The sequence below is a fragment of the Alteromonas sp. S005 genome (assembly GCF_036864475.1).
GTDB lineage: Bacteria > Pseudomonadota > Gammaproteobacteria > Enterobacterales > Alteromonadaceae > Alteromonas.
Window position 1 is genome coordinate 356,776 of sequence record NZ_JAZETN010000002.1, and the last position, 17,069, is coordinate 373,844.

The following is a 17,069-nucleotide window of genomic DNA, read 5'->3' on the forward strand; positions in this document are numbered from 1 at the left end:
AACTTTTGTGGAACACCCGTCTGATCTGAGTTGACCGTCCGCTTATGATGTGGTTATTATCAAAGTGAGGCTTCGACCTTATTAATAATAATTCGTTATATAAACGATTTAAGAAACACACACTAAGAGTTTTAGTGGTCCAGGGAGACAATACATGTTTACAAACTCTAAGCTGGCTAAGTCAGTTAAGCTAGCGTGCGCATTCGGTGCGGTAGCGGCGACAGGAATTAGCGTACCAGCGTACGCTCAAGAAGATGCACAGGTAGAAGAAGCTGCAGTTGAAAAAGTGCAGGTTGTTGGTTCTCGTATCCGCAAGGTTGACTTCGTAAGCAACGCGCCAGTTGCTACTGTTGGTATCGAGCAATTTGAATTAACCAACTCGGTTAACACCGAAGCGCTTCTAAACACACTACCACAAACAATTCCAGGTCTAGACCGTTCGTCTAACAACCCAGGTGGTGGTATCGCTACAGTTGACCTTCGTGGTCTTGGCACAAACAGAACATTGGTTCTTATTGACGGTGTTCGCGCTGTTCCTACTACATCTGGTGGTACAGTTGACATCAACACAATCCCAGCTGCGCTTATCGAAAACGTGGAAGTACTAACAGGTGGTGCATCTGCGGTATATGGTTCTGACGCGGTAGCGGGTGTTGTTAACTTTGCGCTTAAAAAGAACTTTGAAGGCGTAGATTTCAATACAAGTTTTGAGACTACTGAAGAAGGCGACGCTGAAATTTGGAACGGCTCACTTACTTTAGGCGGTAACTTCGCAGATGATCGCGGTAACGTTGTTGTAAGTATGCAGTACACAGAGCGTTCAGCCCTTTTTGCTGACTCTCGTGATATCTCTAGCGTTGCACTTACAGACGCTGCAAACGAAGACGGTAGCCTATTTTTAGAACCATTTGGTTCATCAGGTGTACCTGGTACGTCGATCTTTACTTCATTACCTGATAATTTTGGCGGCGCAGCGATCTTCAATCAAGATGGTTCAATTCGTCCGTTTGTGAGATCTGGTGCTGAGAATGATTTCTATAACTTCGCTCCAGTAAACTATCTTCAGTTGCCACAGCAGCGTCATAACATCACAGCAATGGGTCATTTCGAAATCAATGACACTACTGAAGTGTATATGCGCGGTAGTTTTGCAAACAGTGACGTTCCTCAGCAGCTAGCAGCTACACCTATTTTCCAAACGTCGACGTTTACGCTTGACGGCAATCCATTTATTGACCCAGCAGCTCAACAAATTTTGTCTGATGCAGTCGGTGGTGATGTTGATACTGATGGTGATGGTATTGCAGACACAGGTACCGCGTTCCTTCGTCGTCGTTTGCTAGAAGTTGGTCCTCGTATTGTTGAAGATGACAACACGATGTTCTCAATGCTTGCTGGTCTTCGTGGTTCATTCGGTGATTCAGCATGGACATACGACACGTACTTCCAAACTGGACGTGTTAATCAAAACTCAATTCAGCTAGGTAACGTGAATCGTGGGCGTTTTGACCAAGCGCTAATTCTGGCAACAGACGAAGCCGGCAATGTTGTTCTTGATGCAGACGGAAACCCAAGCTGTGCAAACACTGCAGCGAATGGTTCACTAGTTAGCTGTTCACCTATGAATCTATTCGGTGAAGGCAACATTTCTGCTGATGCAGCAGACTTCCTTCGCACTCGCGTAAACTCTTCTTCAGAGTACGAACAGAAACTTTACGGTTTCAACATCAGCGGCGACACAATGGACTTCTTTGAACTTCCAGGTGGCCCAATTGGAATCGCGTTTGGGTTTGAGCGTCGCGAAGAGAGCTACTCTTTTGACCCATCACAGGATCTTGCAGCAGGTACAATTGCTGGATTCAACGGTTCAGGCCCAGTTGCTGGTGGTTTCGACGTAAACGAATATTTTGTTGAAGCGTATCTACCTCTTGTAGAAGGTGTTGAGTTTGCTGAACTTGTTGATTTAGAGCTGGCATATCGCTACGCAGACTGGTCAACAGTAGGCGGCGTAAATGCTTATAAGATTGCGGGTTCATGGACTGTTAACGACACTCTTCGTTTCCGCTCAAGCTTCAACCGTGCGGTACGTGCTCCAAACATTGGCGAGCTTTTCTCACCACAGAACGAAGGCTTCCCACCAGCTGAAGATCCATGTTCATCTAAAGCGTCTAATCAATCAGATGCAGTTCGCGCAATTTGTACAGCGACAGGCGTTCCTGCCGATGCAGTGTTTACTCCAACACTTGACGCGGTATCTGGCCAGACTCGTCAGATAGGTGGTGGTAACCCTAATCTTCAAGAAGAAACAGCTGACACAATGTCTGTTGGTTTCGTAATTACGCCAATGGACGAACTAAGCGTGTCTGTTGACTACTTCGATATTGATATTGAAGACGCGGTATTCGGTTTTGGTGGTGGTACTAACAACGTTCTTTCTACGTGTTATAACCCGTCAAATGAACTAGGTGGTGTAGGTTCTGCATTCTGTGATGTTGTTAACCGTCGCCCAGATGGCTCTATTGATTTCGTAGAAATTCTTAGCCAGAACGTAGGTTCAATCAAACTTACTGGTGTTGATATCGTAGCTGACTACGCTATGGAAGTAGCGGGCGGTGACATGCGTGTTAACTACCTTGCTACTTACACAACTGAGAGCTCGTTCCAGTCATTCGCTGGTTCAGAGGTTATCGATTGTGCGGGTACATTTGGTAATACTTGTGGCGAGCCAACTCCTGAGTACGTTCACCGTATGACAGTCGCTTGGGGTATGGACGACTTTGACGTTCAGCTTCTATGGCGCTTTATCGGTGCAACTGAAGATGATGATGAAGGTACTGTTTACTTCCAAGAAGACACTGGTTCATTCAGCTACTTCGATCTGTCAGGTACTTACCACATTGGCGAAAACTATCGTCTAAACGCAGGTATTCGTAACCTAGCAGACCGTGAAGCGCCTCGCTTCGGTGGTAATGCTGAGCAGTCAAATACATATCCTGCAACATACGATGTATTTGGTAGAACTTACTTCGTAGGTATCTCAGCTAGCTTCTAATAGCTTATTGCTTTATAAAAAAGTGGGCATTGCCCACTTTTTTTTTGCTCTTTATAAGGAGAATCATGGGTACAATAGACGACTGGAATCAGTACTGGAAAGAAAATCCTGATAGCAAAGTGTTGTTCACTGAAGACAATGGCAAAAGCATTTCAGATTTTGAGCAGTTTTGGTCTCAAAACATACCAAATGATACAGAAATGCAGAGCGTAATAGATATAGCTTGCGGTGCTGGTGCTCTTTTTCAAAGTTTCGGAGATAAACCTTTTAATCGCAAAGTAGGTTTAGATTGTAGTACAGATGCACTAAATTCCTTGAAAAAAAATGTTCCTGATGCCCAGGTTATTTTGAATAAGACGTCCAATCTTCCCAAAGAAAAACTGCTCGAGTTTGATTTTATTGTAAGTCAGTTCGGTATTGAGTATTTAGGTGTCGACGCAATTAAAAACATGCCAACGATGATGAAAGAAGGCTCGAAATTCATTGCACTTTGTCACTACAAAGACGGACACATATATTCTCGATATAAGCGTGAAAAGGAGGGGATGGAGAGCTTATTTGAAATTCATGCCTTCGAAAATGCATTGGAGATAGCTAATCTAATCGCGACTGACCCAAACGCTTATGAAAATCGTGCTAAACAATATCTATCTCATCTATCAACATTGGACAACAAGTGGTGTGCGGGAAGCCTTCATTTCGTCAATGGAATTAAGCAGTTATTTCTATCTTACAAACAATATGCCCATTCTGATATATTGGCATGGATAATGGGCTTTGAGCAGCAGTTAGGAACGATCTATCGTCGCGTCTCTGCTATTTGTGACGTTGCGTTATCAACATCTGACATAAAACAGATAACCAGTGGAAAATATTCAGATAGCTGGGGTGTTCGCCCGTTTTTACTCAAAAATAAAGAATTACCAGTAGCATGGGATTTGAGATTTAATAAAAGAGTGAATAATGAAAAAGCTTGAAAGCATAATGAGCCTTCATCAGAAAGGCCATTTGTCAGAGGCTGAGGCAGGTTATAAAGTACTGTTTGAGAGGAATGCTTCTGATATAAACTTAAATTATCTATACGGAAAATTACTTCTCGATACTAACAGAGCCGAAAATGCTTTGCCGCTTTTGACATATGCATATGAAAAGACTCAATCCAATATTACCGTACTATGTGAATATGCTAAATGTCTTCTAGGCCTAAACAGATATAAAGACGCCTATCGTTGTCTAGCACCTTTTAATAACAATTCATTCGAAACAACAAAGCTCTTTCTTCGAGCCGCTAGCGGTGTTTGTAATGACATCGAACTAGAGAGTTGGTATCAAAAATTAAAAACCTCTCAAAATAATATTGCTTTAACCAATCATGTCGCAGGGCTATTCGATAGTAGAGGAGTGCTTACAAAGGCCGCTGAACTTTATAAAACTGTTCTCAAAGAGGACCAGAATAACACTACAGCGCTGCATAATTTAGCGACAGTTTTTAGGCGTTTAGAAGATTCTGAAAAGGCGCTAAACCTTTTACAGCGAGCTAAATTAAATGGGCTTAACAATTTTCAGCTGTATCATAACCTAGGCAATGCGTATTCAGACCTGAATAAACTTGAAAGCGCAATAGAGTCATATGAAAGAGCCATCCAGTTAAACCCTTATTACGTCGACAGCTATAAAAATCTTGCATCTATATACGCAGAAGTTGGTTTAATCAATAAATCGTTAGCGATTTTTGAGTCTGCCATTCAAAGCGGGAATACTAGCAATGAAATGCTTATTGCATTGGCAGAACAATATTTGCGAATGGGGAACGTCGAGTTAGCTGAAACTTTATTGAATAGTCACCCTAATTTAGATCGTTCGTCGACAGCATATTTACAATGCAAGGCACGCCTATACCACGCAGGTGAAAATTACCAAGAAGCTTTTAAGCTGTTAAAGGATAAAACTGACTCAGCTTTGATGCTAGACGCCGCGCAGTACGCATTGCAGGTAGATAAGCCAGACTATGTACTTAATGCTATGCCACCATTAACAAAATCAAGCGATTCATCTGTTATGGCAAAGGCCTATTTGACTGTGGCAGAGAGACTTTCAAAGCGCAATCTGCATCGAGAAAGTTACTGTCGTTATTCAGAGTTAGTGCGAACTTTCCAGTTACCTGACGTGGTTGGAGGGAAAGCAGCTAGCCACTTTATTGCCTTGTTAAAAGATCACGTATCTCAGTTGCATAGTGCCAAATCGGCACCTCTTCAACAGACGGTCAATGGCGGTACTCAAACTCGTGGGAATATCTTGTCTTCGAAGAATGAGCACCTAGCAGAATTAGGCCTTTTTTTTGAAAACTCTGTCAGGGAATACATATCAGAAGTTGAAGCAATAGAAGATCTGCATGAGTTCGTTGTGTTGCCCAACAAGGATTTTACAATCGTAGGAGCGTGGTCCGTCTTTCTATCTGATAAAGGCTACCATACCAATCATGTCCATCCAGAAGGGCGATTAAGTGCTGTTTTTTATATTGAAATACCATCTGAATTATCACATGAAGAACATGAGGGATATCTGTCTTTTGGTACGCCAAATTTTAAACTTAAAACTGATCTAACTCATGAGTTCACTGTTCGGCCTGAAGTTGGAAAGCTAGTCATTTTCCCCTCTTATTTTTGGCACGGTACCATCCCATTTAAATCTGATGAAAAGCGTTTAACTATAGCATTTGATATCTCATCTTCTTGAATTATAAAAAGAGACAACAATGAAAAATTTTTGGAACAAAGACTTAAACTTCGATGAAATTAAATCGAACTTCGCTAAAGACGGCAAAGTAAGAGTTAACAAAGTATTGGACTTCGAGTTTGCTGCACTTTCATTTCAAGCATTAAACGAGAGAGTTGAATTCGATACCGCCATGTTTGTGGATGGCAAAAATGCTGTGATGAGTAAAAAAGAATGGACTGAGTTAGAAGACACGCAGCGTCAGCAGATATATTTCAATTTAATGGAAAATGCAGCAATGGGTAATGGTTTCTCTTACGGGCGTAAGTACATAACAGCCGAAGAAAAAGACCCATTTCTGCTCAACTTTTATAAAATTGTAAATAGTAAAGAGCTGTTAGATGTAGTTAGTAACATTACAGGAATAAATGATATTAACTACGCTAGCATGCAAGCAACAAAGTATATTCCAGGCCAGTTTTTAACCCGGCATAGAGATGACGTTCAATCTGAAGGCAGAAAATTGGCGTATGTTTTCAATTTGTCGCCAGAATGGCATCCTGATTGGGGAGGATTACTACAATTTTTCAAAGAAGATGGTGAGACCTTAGAAAGCTGGACTCCCTCATTCAATACGTTAAGTTTGTTTGACGTGAAACATATACATAGCGTCACGTACTTAACACCTTTCGCTAAAAAACCGCGATACGCATTAACTGGCTGGTTTGGAACTCGCTAGGTATTTGACCAACTCTCGCAGCGGCAAGCTACAACTTGACTTAATTGATTTAGAAAAGGACGCTTAAGTATATGAATATAATTTAAGCGATCAATCTCGAAAGTTGTAGATGTAAAGAGGTCGTTACTTGACTCATTACACCGTTCCATGTGAGTATACTACGTTCGTAGTACTGACTATTGACGTCAGTGCTACATTCCTGAAACAAAATTGTGAAAGTTTTATACGCCCCTTGCCCGAATATTTTCCTTATCGGCGAGGATTCAAATAAGAAATTTGGTTGGGAACTATGTCCAAAATGAGCAAGAGAACTCTTATTGCTTCTACTGTTATGGGTGCATTCGCACTAACAGGTAGTGCAGTCTCTGCAGATACGCTTGAAGATCTTCATAAAGAAGAAGCGAAAATCCACGCGGCTGCAGCGAAATCTCAAGAAAAAATCAACACGTTGTTTGAACAGTCTCAAGAACTACTTGTTGAGTATCGTCAAACAGTAGATGAGACAGAAAACCTTAAAATCTACAATGATTACATCGCTAGCCTTGTTGCAGATCAGCAGCGTGGAATCGACTCTCTACAGCGTCAAATCGACAGCATCGAACAAACTAAACAGGGCATCGTTCCTCTTATGTTCCGCATGATTGACAGCCTAGAGCAGTTCATCAAGCTAGATCGTCCAATTCACTTAGACGAGCGTCTTCAGCGCGTTGAGCGTCTTCGCGATCTAATGGCTAACTCTAACGTTACTGTTTCTGAGCAGTTCCGTCAGGTACTAGAAGCTTACCTAGTAGAAGTTGAATACGGTACGAAAATCAACTCTTACCAAGGTACTATCGACGACGCAGGCACAGAAGTTACTGTTGACTTCTTTAACCTTGGTCGTACGGCGCTAGTTGCACTTTCTCTTGACCAAACTCACGCGTGGGTATGGAACAACGAAAGCCGCGCATGGGAAAAACTGGGTGACGAGTATCTGTCTTCAGTTGTTGACGCAGTTAAAATGGCTAACAACGTCATTCCTGCGGATCTGATTAAACTACCAATTAGCGCAGCGGAGTAATTGTTAATGAAACCAGTATTCAAATCTCTTTTAGCCGCTGCGACAGTTGCAGTTGCAGCAACCGGAGCTCAGGCTCAGGAAGCAAAGAGCCTGCAAGATCTTCTAGATCAAGTTAAGCAGAACCGTGTTTCTGAAGCTCGTCTAGACAAGCAACGCGAAGCTGAATTCCAATCAGCACGCGCTGACAAACAAGCGCTTCTTCGCAAAGCTCAATCAGAACTTAAAGCTGAACAAAATCGTGGTGACCGTCTACAGAAACAATTTTCTGACAACGAAGTAACACTTAACGAGAAAGCAGCTGAGCTAGACCAAGCAACTGGTACGCTTGGTGAAATGTTTGGTGTAGTACGTCAGGCATCTTCTGAAGCCTATGGTCGTATCTCTACATCAATCGTTAGTGCACAGTTCCCTGGTCGCGGTCAGTTCTTAGCTGAGATGTCTGAAGACTCTAAAGGTCTTCCAAACATCCAAGAACTAGAAGACCTGTGGTTTGCACTACAGAAAGAAATGACTGAAGGTGGTGAAGTTGTTAAATTTACTACTGAAGTAGTTAACCTAGACGGCGGCTCTTCACAGCAAGAAGTTGTTCGTGTTGGTACATTTAACCTTGTTGGTGAAGCAGGTTACCTAGCGTATGACGCTGAAGCTGAAGTTGTTCAGCCTCTAGGTCGTCAACCGGATGGTCACTTCGTAGCTTCTGCTGACGACCTAATCGACGCGACTTCTGGTATCGTTCCTTTCTACGCTGACCCGTCTCAAGGTGCAATCCTTGGTCTATTGAAGCAGAAAGCAACTATGTCTGAGCGTTACCACGCAGGTGGCCCAGTTGGTTACACAATTACGCTAATGCTAGCGATTGGTCTACTAATTGGTGTTTACAAGATGATCACATTGACCATCACTGGTGGTAAAATGCGTTCACAGCTTAAGAACGTAAACAGCCCATCAGAAGGTAACCCTCTAGGTCGTATTCTTAAAGTTTACCAAGAGAACAAAACTGCTGATGCAGAGAACCTTGAACTTAAACTTGATGAAGCGATTCTTCGCGAGCTTCCAAAAATTGAAAGCGGCATCAACGTAATCAAGATTTTCGCAGCGATTGCGCCACTACTTGGTCTACTTGGTACCGTACTTGGTATGATCGAGACATTCCAAACCATCACTCTATTCGGTACTGGTGACCCACGTATGATGGCGGGAAGTATCTCAATGGCTCTTGTAACTACTGCTCAAGGTATTATCGCGGCTCTGCCTCTAATCCTTACTCACAGCATCGTAGCTTCTCGTAGCAAGTCAATCATCCACATTCTTGATGAGCAGACTGCGGGTATCGTAGCCGCTCACACAGAGTCGGAGAAAGCGTAATATGAATTACCTGATTGGATTATTCGAATCGGTCAGGGACTTTATCGCTACCGGCGGTGACGTACTTTACTTCGTTGCTGCCGCGCTCTTTCTCATGTGGGTTTTAATGATTGAGCGTTACTGGTATTTAACCTCGGTCTTCCCAAAGGTGAAGAAAAACATCATCGCGAATTGGGATGCCCGAGCAGATACCACATCATGGTATGCGCATAGAATCCGTGACGCGTGGATTTCTCAAGCGTCAGACGATCTAAACGCTAGAATGCTGATTATCAGAACCATTATTGCAATGTGTCCACTAATCGGTCTACTGGGAACAGTAACCGGTATGATCAGTGTTTTCGAGACAATGGCAACACAGGGCACCAGCAACGCACGTCTAATGGCAGCTGGTATCTCTATGGCAACTATCCCGACAATGGCGGGAATGGTAGCCGCGCTATCTGGGCTGTTCATCAGTTCACGTCTTGAAGCGAAAGTGAAGCTGGCAAGAGAAGGGCTAGTTGATAGCCTGCCACATCATTAGAGAGAGAGATTATGGCTCGAAAAGTCAGAACCGAGGAAGAAGATGCACAGATCGACATGACACCCATGTTGGATATCGTGTTTATCATGCTTATCTTCTTTATCGTTACCACTGTTTTCGTTAAAGAAGCAGGGATCGAAGTCAACAAGCCAGATGCGAGCCAGGCGATACTTCACAAAAATGCAAACATTTTCATCGCCGTAACGGAAGACGGAAATGTATGGCTAGACAAGCGTGAAGTAGCGCCGGACAGCGTAAGAGCGAATATTGAGAGACTGCTTACCGAGCAGCCAACTGACTACGTAATCATTCAAGCTGACGTAAAAGCGAAGCATGGTTTAGTAGTTGAAATTATGGATCAGGTTAAGGCCGCTGGCGTTAACCGAGTCTCGGTAGCGGCAAGGGGATAAGATGTTACGTATACTTGTATCTATTGTACTAGGTGCTGCGGTTGCATTTGCCCTGTTCGTTCTAATGGCTAAGTTGATTGAAAATTCATCTAGACCAGCAGACGAAGTACCGCCTGCACCGGTGATCGATATTGTTATGCAGGAACCAGACGACCAGACGCAAACGCGTACTCGTGTTCCACCACCACCACCGCCTCCGCCTCCTCAGCCTCCTAAAATGGAGCAAGTAGAGCCGGAAGCCGCGGAACCTGATGCAGATGGCTTTAGCTTAGCTATACCAGCTATCGACACAGGTGGTGTAGGTGTAAACATCGGTGGTGTTGGTGCAATGCAGCGTGACGGTGAAGCAACACCTATCGTTCGTATCGACCCGAAATATCCACCTGATGCAGCCCGAGATGGCCGCGAAGGTTGGGTAAGACTGTCTTTCACTATCAACGAAGTTGGTGGTGTTGAAGATATCGAAGTTATTGAAGCTGAACCTAAGCGTGTATTTGACCGTGAAGCACGTCGTGCTCTACGTAAGTGGAAATACAAGCCTAAGATTGTAGATGGCAAGCCGGTTAAGCAACCTGGCATGTTCGTACAGCTAGACTTTAAACTGGAGCAATGATCATGATGAAACGTACATTCAAAATGTCAGCCGTTGCTTTAGTGTTAGGCGCAGGTGCGGTGCTTTCAGCACCCGCTGCCCTAGCGCAGACATCACCTGTTGTTTGTCCTGGCTATGAGAAAGGAAAAACAACGCTTGTAGGTGAGCGTACCGGTAAGAAAGTTCAAAAAGCTTTCGAATTTTACAATGAAGACCTGGTAGATGAGGCGTTAAACGTTCTTTATGAAATCGATCCTTCCGAGGATTTTGATAAGGCGTACGTTAATCGCTTCATTGGTAACCTACTTGCAGCGCAGGAAGGCCAAGGTGGAAAGGCTTATAACTACCTTGTCGATTCTGTTAAAAACAAAGTGCTAAACGACCTAGAGCACGCTCAAACACTTAAGCTTTTAGGTGACTTGAGCATGCAGGAAGAGAAGTATACCGACGCTGTAAAATGGTATAACAGTTGGATGGACTTCACGTGTAAAGAAGATGCCGACGTTTATACTCGCTTGACTCAGGCTTATTATGAATCTAAGCAATTAGATAAAATGATTGAGCCAGCAGATAGAGCTATTGCTTTATACGAAGAGCCAAACAAGAATCCGTATGTTTTGAAACTTACCTCTTATTACGAGCGTAAGATGTATGACCAGACGGTTCTTGTAGCAGAAGAACTTGTTCGTAAATTCCCTGAAGAGCCACGGTGGTGGACTCAGCTAGGTATGTTCTACTTACAGGTCGAAGAGTATAAGAAAGCATTGTCTTCTTTCGAACTTGCAGATATGCAAGGTTTCTTGAAGAAAGAAAGTGAAGCTAAAGCGCTAGCTCAGCTCTACCAAAGTAATGGTATGCCGTACCGCGGTGCGAAGACTTTGGAAAAGTTCATCAAAGCTGGTGTGCTTGAAGAAACCGCTGAATTAACGGCTAGTATAGCGAATGCTTATCACGCCGCTAAAGATTTCAAAACTGCAGCTAAGCTATATGCGAAAGCCGCAGCAGAGACTTCTGATCCAGAATATTATCGCAAGCAAGGTACCTTGTTGCTTATCGCTGAAGATTACAAAGGAGCGGTTAAAGCTCTTGAGAATGCTCTTGAGCGTGGTATCGAAAATCCCGAAAAAGTTCACTTTACGCTTATGGAAGCGAACTTTTATGCTGGAGATTATCGAGCTGCGTACAAGCACGTTCAAGAGGCTAAAAAAGATCGCTCACTACGTCGTAATGCGGCAGCGTGGGAACCTTACATAAAGGAAAAAGCGAAAAACCGCGGTATTAATATTTAATATCCGGAATTAGCTACAAAAGCCTCCCTTGGGAGGCTTTTTTTTGCTTTTAGTTTAAGTGTAAGCTTTTAGAGTAGAAAAAACGTCGTGAAAGTGACTTGTTTGAATGGCTATAGCGTATAACGCATCTAACGGTAATTCACTTTACAGTGTCCAAGAAAGTTACTCAAATGCAGGGCGCAATATTGCTCTAATTGCTGCTGTAGACCCCTTCACACCGTTCACTTTAAAACCGTTGTCTTCCAATACCTCTCTTACAAGCGTCATATTCATATCTGATGCTTCAAATAGTGATATGAGGTAACGTTGAGTATTCATTATTTTTTTAAGCTTATTGAGTACGTATAGGTGAGCACTAAGCAATTCAGTGCCGCTATTGCCTTTGTTTTCTTGTTTGTCACTTATCGCTTCAGGGCGGAGTTTGGCATCGCTTGATAATTTTCTCAGTATGGGCCAAATATCATCTAGCGTTCGCGTTCCTTGGGTAAAGTGGTTTAGCTTGTTTATATAGATTTCTAGCACAGAGCTAGGAAGTTCGTGGAGGTTAAGTGAACTAAGGAAACTCGCTTTGAGGGCTAGAGCTTTTTCAACTAGTTCACCGGTATACTTGTTAAGAGGTAACACAGCCAAAGCGCTAGTTTCACCACTAGCTTTATTAGGTTTTCGACCATAATCAACGATATGAAAGCCATTGCTAGACCAAAATCCATCAAGCCTATTTGTCGCTCCGTAAGACGTTGATATTGCATCAATAGCGCGCTCATGGGCTTTTTCTATTATTTTTTTGATTAGTTGGCCACCAATACCTTTATTTTGAAGCTTTGGGTGAACAGCAATTCGGTTAATTCGCCAATAGCTTTGTGTAGCTGCTTTAAAGTCGACAGACAGCAGTGTTAATCGTTGCGCTCCTAGGTGACCTTTGGGACGTCGCTTACCTTCTGCTATATCAAGAGCAAGATCGCTCAGGTAGTCTCCGCCTTCTATGTTAATTATTGCTGTAGCAAGTACTAGGTCTTTAACTTTAAAAGTCACGACCAGAACATCTGGACTGTCCATTAGGCGCATGAAATCGTCAGGCGTGGTCTGGTAGTGAGCAAGTGAAAGCAAAGACATGATTTGCTGCAGCATGCTCTCGTCTACATCCTCAAAAGAGCAAATAGTAAACTCGCCTGCCGCTAATACCTCTGAGATATCGAGTGATGTAAGAGAGGCTATAGTCTTTTGTATACTGCTTTGTGAATTGGCGCTGCAATCAATACCTTTCACGCAACCATTTTCAAACAAACAGGTTTGATTTAAAAAGGCCTCAATTGGATCGTTTTCAGCCCAACGTAAAGAAGTCGATAGCGTTAGGTGTAAAGTCCCCTTTGGCAAGGAGGGAATGAGTTTATGAATAAACCCCTTTCCTGAGCCTTCGTAGCCTAAAAGTGTGGTGCTTAAAACCCACTGTGGGTTATAGGCTATTATACGTTTGATAACGGGAAGTGGCATGGACGCAGCCTCATCCACTATTACGAGGTCATATTTCGTATTTTCTATGTCAAAAAGCAACTCACTATCGGGCGGAACCCACTTAACTAAGCCTTTAGGCGCGGTTTGTTGTTTCGCTCGCCGAGTTTCCAAACTTGCTACTTGCGACATATACATTTTGACGTTCAGCTTGTCTGCTTCTTCAGATTCTGTAAAGCGGGATAAAACATGAGTTACATTTTCACTACGCTCGCTGGTAAGCAGAACGTTCTTACCTTCTTTGATAACGCTATCAATAAACAGGCCTAAGAGGGATGATTTACCCCTACCTCTTGGCGCTGTGATTAGCGCGTTAAGGCAATTAAGCATATATGCCTGATGCAATTGATAGTACGCGTGCTCTTGCTCTTTAGAGCGAAATCGGGCATGTGTATGCTCGTTGTGAATGGATTCTTGTTTTACACAGTAACTAGAAATATCGGGAAGAACAGTTTCTATTTCAGTATGAAAACCCACGTATGGGTTTTCACGCAAGTTCTTAATAAAGCGAGAACGGTATCGACTATGGTTAAGCGTAAACCCTTCTGATAAGAACGGCACCGATATATTCTCGACCCACTCGTCAGATTTTGGGCAAATAAGTATTAAGCAGCCACTACGCTTAACAATACCCGCTACTGCCATAATGTCACCAGGCTTAAAAGCGTCGCGGCAATCCAATATGGCAATGTCACACTCGACGCCAAGCACTTGCTTTCGCATCTTTCCTTTTAAAGCGTTGCCAGTGAGGTTCGAAATACTTAAGGATGACACCTCATCGGTTAAGTTTCGAAGGTTGGATAAAGTAGCTTCACAAAAGCTATTACTGCCTGAAATAACCAACATTCTTCGGTGAAGTAGAGTAGTAACACGTGAGCCATTTTCGCAGCTATTTTTACTGTAGGGGGCAAGAAGCCATTCGCGTAATTGAGTTAGCGCCATGAATCAACTTTTTAGGTATAATCTAACGCTATATTAGCGATTTATTGTGAGGAATTCGAATGCGCTTTCTTTCTCGGCGTTTAGTTATGCCAAATGATCTTAATTACGCCAATTCTTTGTTCGGTGGCCGCGCGTTAGAATGGATAGACGAAGAGGCTGCCATTTGGGCAATTTGCCAGTTAGAGACCAATTGTTTGGTGACTAAGCATATTGGTGAAATTAGCTTTGAATCACCTGCGATGCAGGGTGACATAGTAGAGTTTGGATTGGAAACCAAGGCGGTAGGCCGCACTTCGATTACTGTAAGCTGTTTGGTGAGAAACAAGGCTACTAAAAAAACTATCTGCTTTGCAGATGACATCGTTTTCGTAAAGGTTGACCCGGAAACTCGCCAACCAACAGCACACGGCAAAACGCTAGAAGGGTTAAAAGCACAGACTGACGATGAAGTACGTCGTCTTAATATGAATATTGACGCTGAATAGCCTCGGGCTTTCAATACCTTATATCTTATAAATATTGTAACCTTAGCTTGATGTCTTATCTGCTTGACGGCGTGTATCGAACTGGTAGACTCCGTCGCAGACGTTGAGGCTACTATTTGAGTGGCTCAACACTATACCAAGGGGTGTCCGTTATCGGTCTGAGATCCACACTTGTGGGAACCCTTAAACCTGATCCGGATAATACCGGCGTAGGGATGGTTCACAGCATAGCCTTATCACCTGCCGTTAGACCCGGATCTTTTTTCTTCAATAAGAACAAGAGATCCCATGTATAAAACACTTTTCACACTATCATTGTTAGCAAGTTCTGTTGCTGCCTATGCACAAGAATCTGCAGTGAACGACACGTCAAAAAACACGCCTTCTGACATTGAACGGGTTGTTGTATCTGGTGACTTTCGACAAACAACACTTGACCAGCTAAGTGCTAGCGCAACTATTTTAGACCAAGAGCGCCTTCGCAGCAGACAGCCGAGTCATATCGACAGTGTGTTAAACAGTATTCCAAATGTTAATTTTGCGGCGGGTGCGTCTCGTGGCCGCTTCGTGCAAATTCGTGGTATTGGTGAGCGTAGCCAGTTTGCTGAACCCATCAACCCTTCGGTGAGCTTTATTGTCGATGAATTTGATTTTTCAGGCCTTGCTGCAGCAGGTATCATTTTTGACACGAAACAATTAGAAGTTTATCGCGGACCTCAGGCTACGCTTTACGGTACAGGTGCACTGGCTGGGGCGGTTAAATTATCCAGCAATAACGTGGGTAGCGACGCGCCAGACTATGTAGAAGCCCGCATTGGTAACAAAGACAGTTACCGCATCGAGGGAGCAACGGGTAACGATATCAATTCCGACTGGGGTTATCGCGTAGCGTTAGTGCATAACCGTAGCGATGGCTTTGTAGAGAATACATTCCTAGATAGAAACGATACCAATAATATTGACGAAACTGCTTTGCGATTTGCTGTTGAAGGCAGCGTGGATGAACGAACCACACTTGCTCTTACCTACCGCTGGTATGATATTGACAACGGCTACGATGCATTTTCCCTTGATAACGACAACAAAACACTGTCTGACGAGCCGGGTTTTGACGAGCATCAAACTCACGCAGTAAGCGCACGCTCAACAACGAGTACAGCCGCAGGGGACTTCATACTTATTGCCACTCATGCCTCTCATAACATTGCTTATGGATATGATGAAGACTGGACATTCACGGGTTTTCACCCTTGGGGTTACACATCTTTTGATGCTTACTACCGCGATGTTGAAACGCAAACCGGTGAGGTGCGTTTCGTGTCGTCTGACAGTGCTGCGCTTTTCGACGGTATGACAGATTGGACCTTAGGCATATTTTATAAAAACACAGAAGAAAAGTTACTTCGTCAGTACACATACCTTGATAGTGACTTTGCCAGTGAATATACCCCAACGACTACCGCTATCTATGCTCAGACTGAAAGCCGTTTGAAGGACAACTTAGTGCTTGTAGCTGGGTTGAGAGTAGAAAACTATGACTTCGACTACGCCGATAACAACCAACTTACACGCGCGTTTGACACCACCATGGTTGGCGGAAAAGTAGCGCTTCAATACACCCAAGGCGATCACTTCTACTACGGCAGCATTTCGCGCGGTTTTAAAGGCGCTGGCTTTAACCCGGACAGCCGAGTGAACGATAGTCAGCGTTTCTTCGACGAAGAATACAACTGGAACTATGAGGTGGGTGTAAAAGGCCCATTGCTAACGCCTGATCTTATTGCTCGTGCTGCGATTTTCTACATGGACAGGACAGATACTCAGATAAGTGATTTTGATGTTGTTACCCGTGATGACGGCACGGCCGGTTTTGTTGATATTATCGATAATGCTGACTTAGGCACAAACAAAGGGGCAGAGCTTGAACTAAGCTGGTTTGCTAGCGATGCATGGCAGTTAGATGCAAGTGTTGGTTACCTAAGCGCCACATTTGAAGGGTATAGACTAGCAGACGGTACTGAAGTGTCTGAGCAAAGACAGGCTCAATCACCTAAGTGGACGGCAAACCTTTACAGTGAGTACGCACTTACAGACACCATACTATGGCGAGTAGATGTAGACTATAAAAGCGAATACCGTTTTTCTGACGGCCATGATGTAACTGCGCCAAGTACGACTCTGGTTAACTCTGAAATTGTTGTGTTACACGGTGATTGGCAGACCTCGTTATGGATCCAAAATGCATTTGACCGCGAGTATTACACTCGAGGTTTTGGTGGTTTTAGCAACGACCCTCGCGATGAATACGCGTTTAACGAACCATATTACCAAATAGGTAACGGTCGCCAGTTTGGTATCACTGTTAAGTACGCGTTTTAAAATAAA

13 protein-coding genes and 1 riboswitch are annotated in these 17,069 nt (G+C 43.5%); of the genes, 12 read left to right on the plus strand and 1 reads right to left on the minus strand.

The annotated features are described in order from the left end of the window. The first annotated feature begins 154 nt into the window (after positions 1-154). From V7R55_RS04150 to V7R55_RS04195, 10 genes are all read left to right on the plus strand, one after another. Positions 155-3,052: a TonB-dependent receptor domain-containing protein gene (locus V7R55_RS04150; RefSeq protein ID WP_334057583.1), complete on the plus strand. Its 2,898-nt coding sequence runs from the start codon at positions 155-157 to the stop codon at positions 3,050-3,052. A 65-nt stretch (positions 3,053-3,117) separates the two neighbouring features. Further along, a complete protein-coding gene (locus V7R55_RS04155; RefSeq protein ID WP_334057584.1) occupies positions 3,118-4,029 on the plus strand; it encodes a class I SAM-dependent methyltransferase in 912 nt (303 codons plus the stop codon). Next, on the plus strand, positions 4,016-5,788 hold the full coding sequence (locus V7R55_RS04160; protein WP_334057586.1) for a 2OG-Fe(II) oxygenase family protein: 1,773 nt from the start codon (positions 4,016-4,018) through the stop codon (positions 5,786-5,788). The genes V7R55_RS04155 and V7R55_RS04160 overlap by 14 nt, the downstream gene beginning before the upstream one ends. A 19-nt stretch (positions 5,789-5,807) precedes the next feature. Then, on the plus strand, positions 5,808-6,506 hold the full coding sequence (locus V7R55_RS04165) for a 2OG-Fe(II) oxygenase family protein (protein WP_039222957.1): 699 nt from the start codon (positions 5,808-5,810) through the stop codon (positions 6,504-6,506). A 298-nt stretch (positions 6,507-6,804) separates the two neighbouring features. Next, entirely contained in the window at positions 6,805-7,566 is a 762-nt protein-coding gene (locus V7R55_RS04170) for a DUF3450 domain-containing protein (protein ID WP_014948702.1), read from the plus strand. 6 nt (positions 7,567-7,572) lie between these two features. Further along, positions 7,573-8,931, plus strand: coding sequence for a MotA/TolQ/ExbB proton channel family protein (locus V7R55_RS04175; RefSeq protein ID WP_334057589.1), 1,359 nt, complete (start codon positions 7,573-7,575; stop codon positions 8,929-8,931). A 1-nt stretch (position 8,932) separates the two neighbouring features. Further along, complete coding sequence (locus tag V7R55_RS04180) at positions 8,933-9,457, plus strand: MotA/TolQ/ExbB proton channel family protein (RefSeq protein ID WP_012517736.1); 525 nt, start codon at positions 8,933-8,935, stop codon at positions 9,455-9,457. Between the two features lie 11 nt (positions 9,458-9,468). After that, positions 9,469-9,867 (plus strand): ExbD/TolR family protein, encoded by a 399-nt coding sequence (locus tag V7R55_RS04185; protein ID WP_012517737.1) that lies wholly within the window; start codon positions 9,469-9,471, stop codon positions 9,865-9,867. 1 nt (position 9,868) lies between these two features. Beyond that, entirely contained in the window at positions 9,869-10,480 is a 612-nt protein-coding gene (locus V7R55_RS04190; RefSeq protein ID WP_039222948.1) for an energy transducer TonB, read from the plus strand. A 2-nt stretch (positions 10,481-10,482) separates the two neighbouring features. After that, entirely contained in the window at positions 10,483-11,748 is a 1,266-nt protein-coding gene (locus V7R55_RS04195) for a hypothetical protein (RefSeq protein WP_334057590.1), read from the plus strand. A 162-nt stretch (positions 11,749-11,910) separates the two neighbouring features. Here the strand turns inward: V7R55_RS04195 and V7R55_RS04200 are convergent, their stop codons facing one another. Next, positions 11,911-14,199 carry a GNAT family N-acetyltransferase gene (locus tag V7R55_RS04200; RefSeq protein WP_334057592.1) on the minus strand — a complete coding sequence of 763 codons (2,289 nt, stop codon included), beginning with the start codon at positions 14,197-14,199 and terminating at the stop codon, positions 11,911-11,913. Between the two features lie 59 nt (positions 14,200-14,258). Between V7R55_RS04200 and V7R55_RS04205 the strand changes: the two genes are divergently transcribed. Next, the gene (locus V7R55_RS04205) at positions 14,259-14,684 is read left to right on the plus strand and encodes an acyl-CoA thioesterase (protein WP_159495175.1); all 426 of its coding nucleotides are present in this window, start codon (positions 14,259-14,261) and stop codon (positions 14,682-14,684) included. A 129-nt stretch (positions 14,685-14,813) separates the two neighbouring features. Beyond that, positions 14,814-14,917, plus strand: a riboswitch (TPP riboswitch). Positions 14,918-14,972: 55 nt separating this feature from the next. After that, positions 14,973-17,063 carry a TonB-dependent receptor gene (locus tag V7R55_RS04210; RefSeq protein WP_334057596.1) on the plus strand — a complete coding sequence of 697 codons (2,091 nt, stop codon included), beginning with the start codon at positions 14,973-14,975 and terminating at the stop codon, positions 17,061-17,063. Positions 17,064-17,069: the final 6 nt, after the last annotated feature.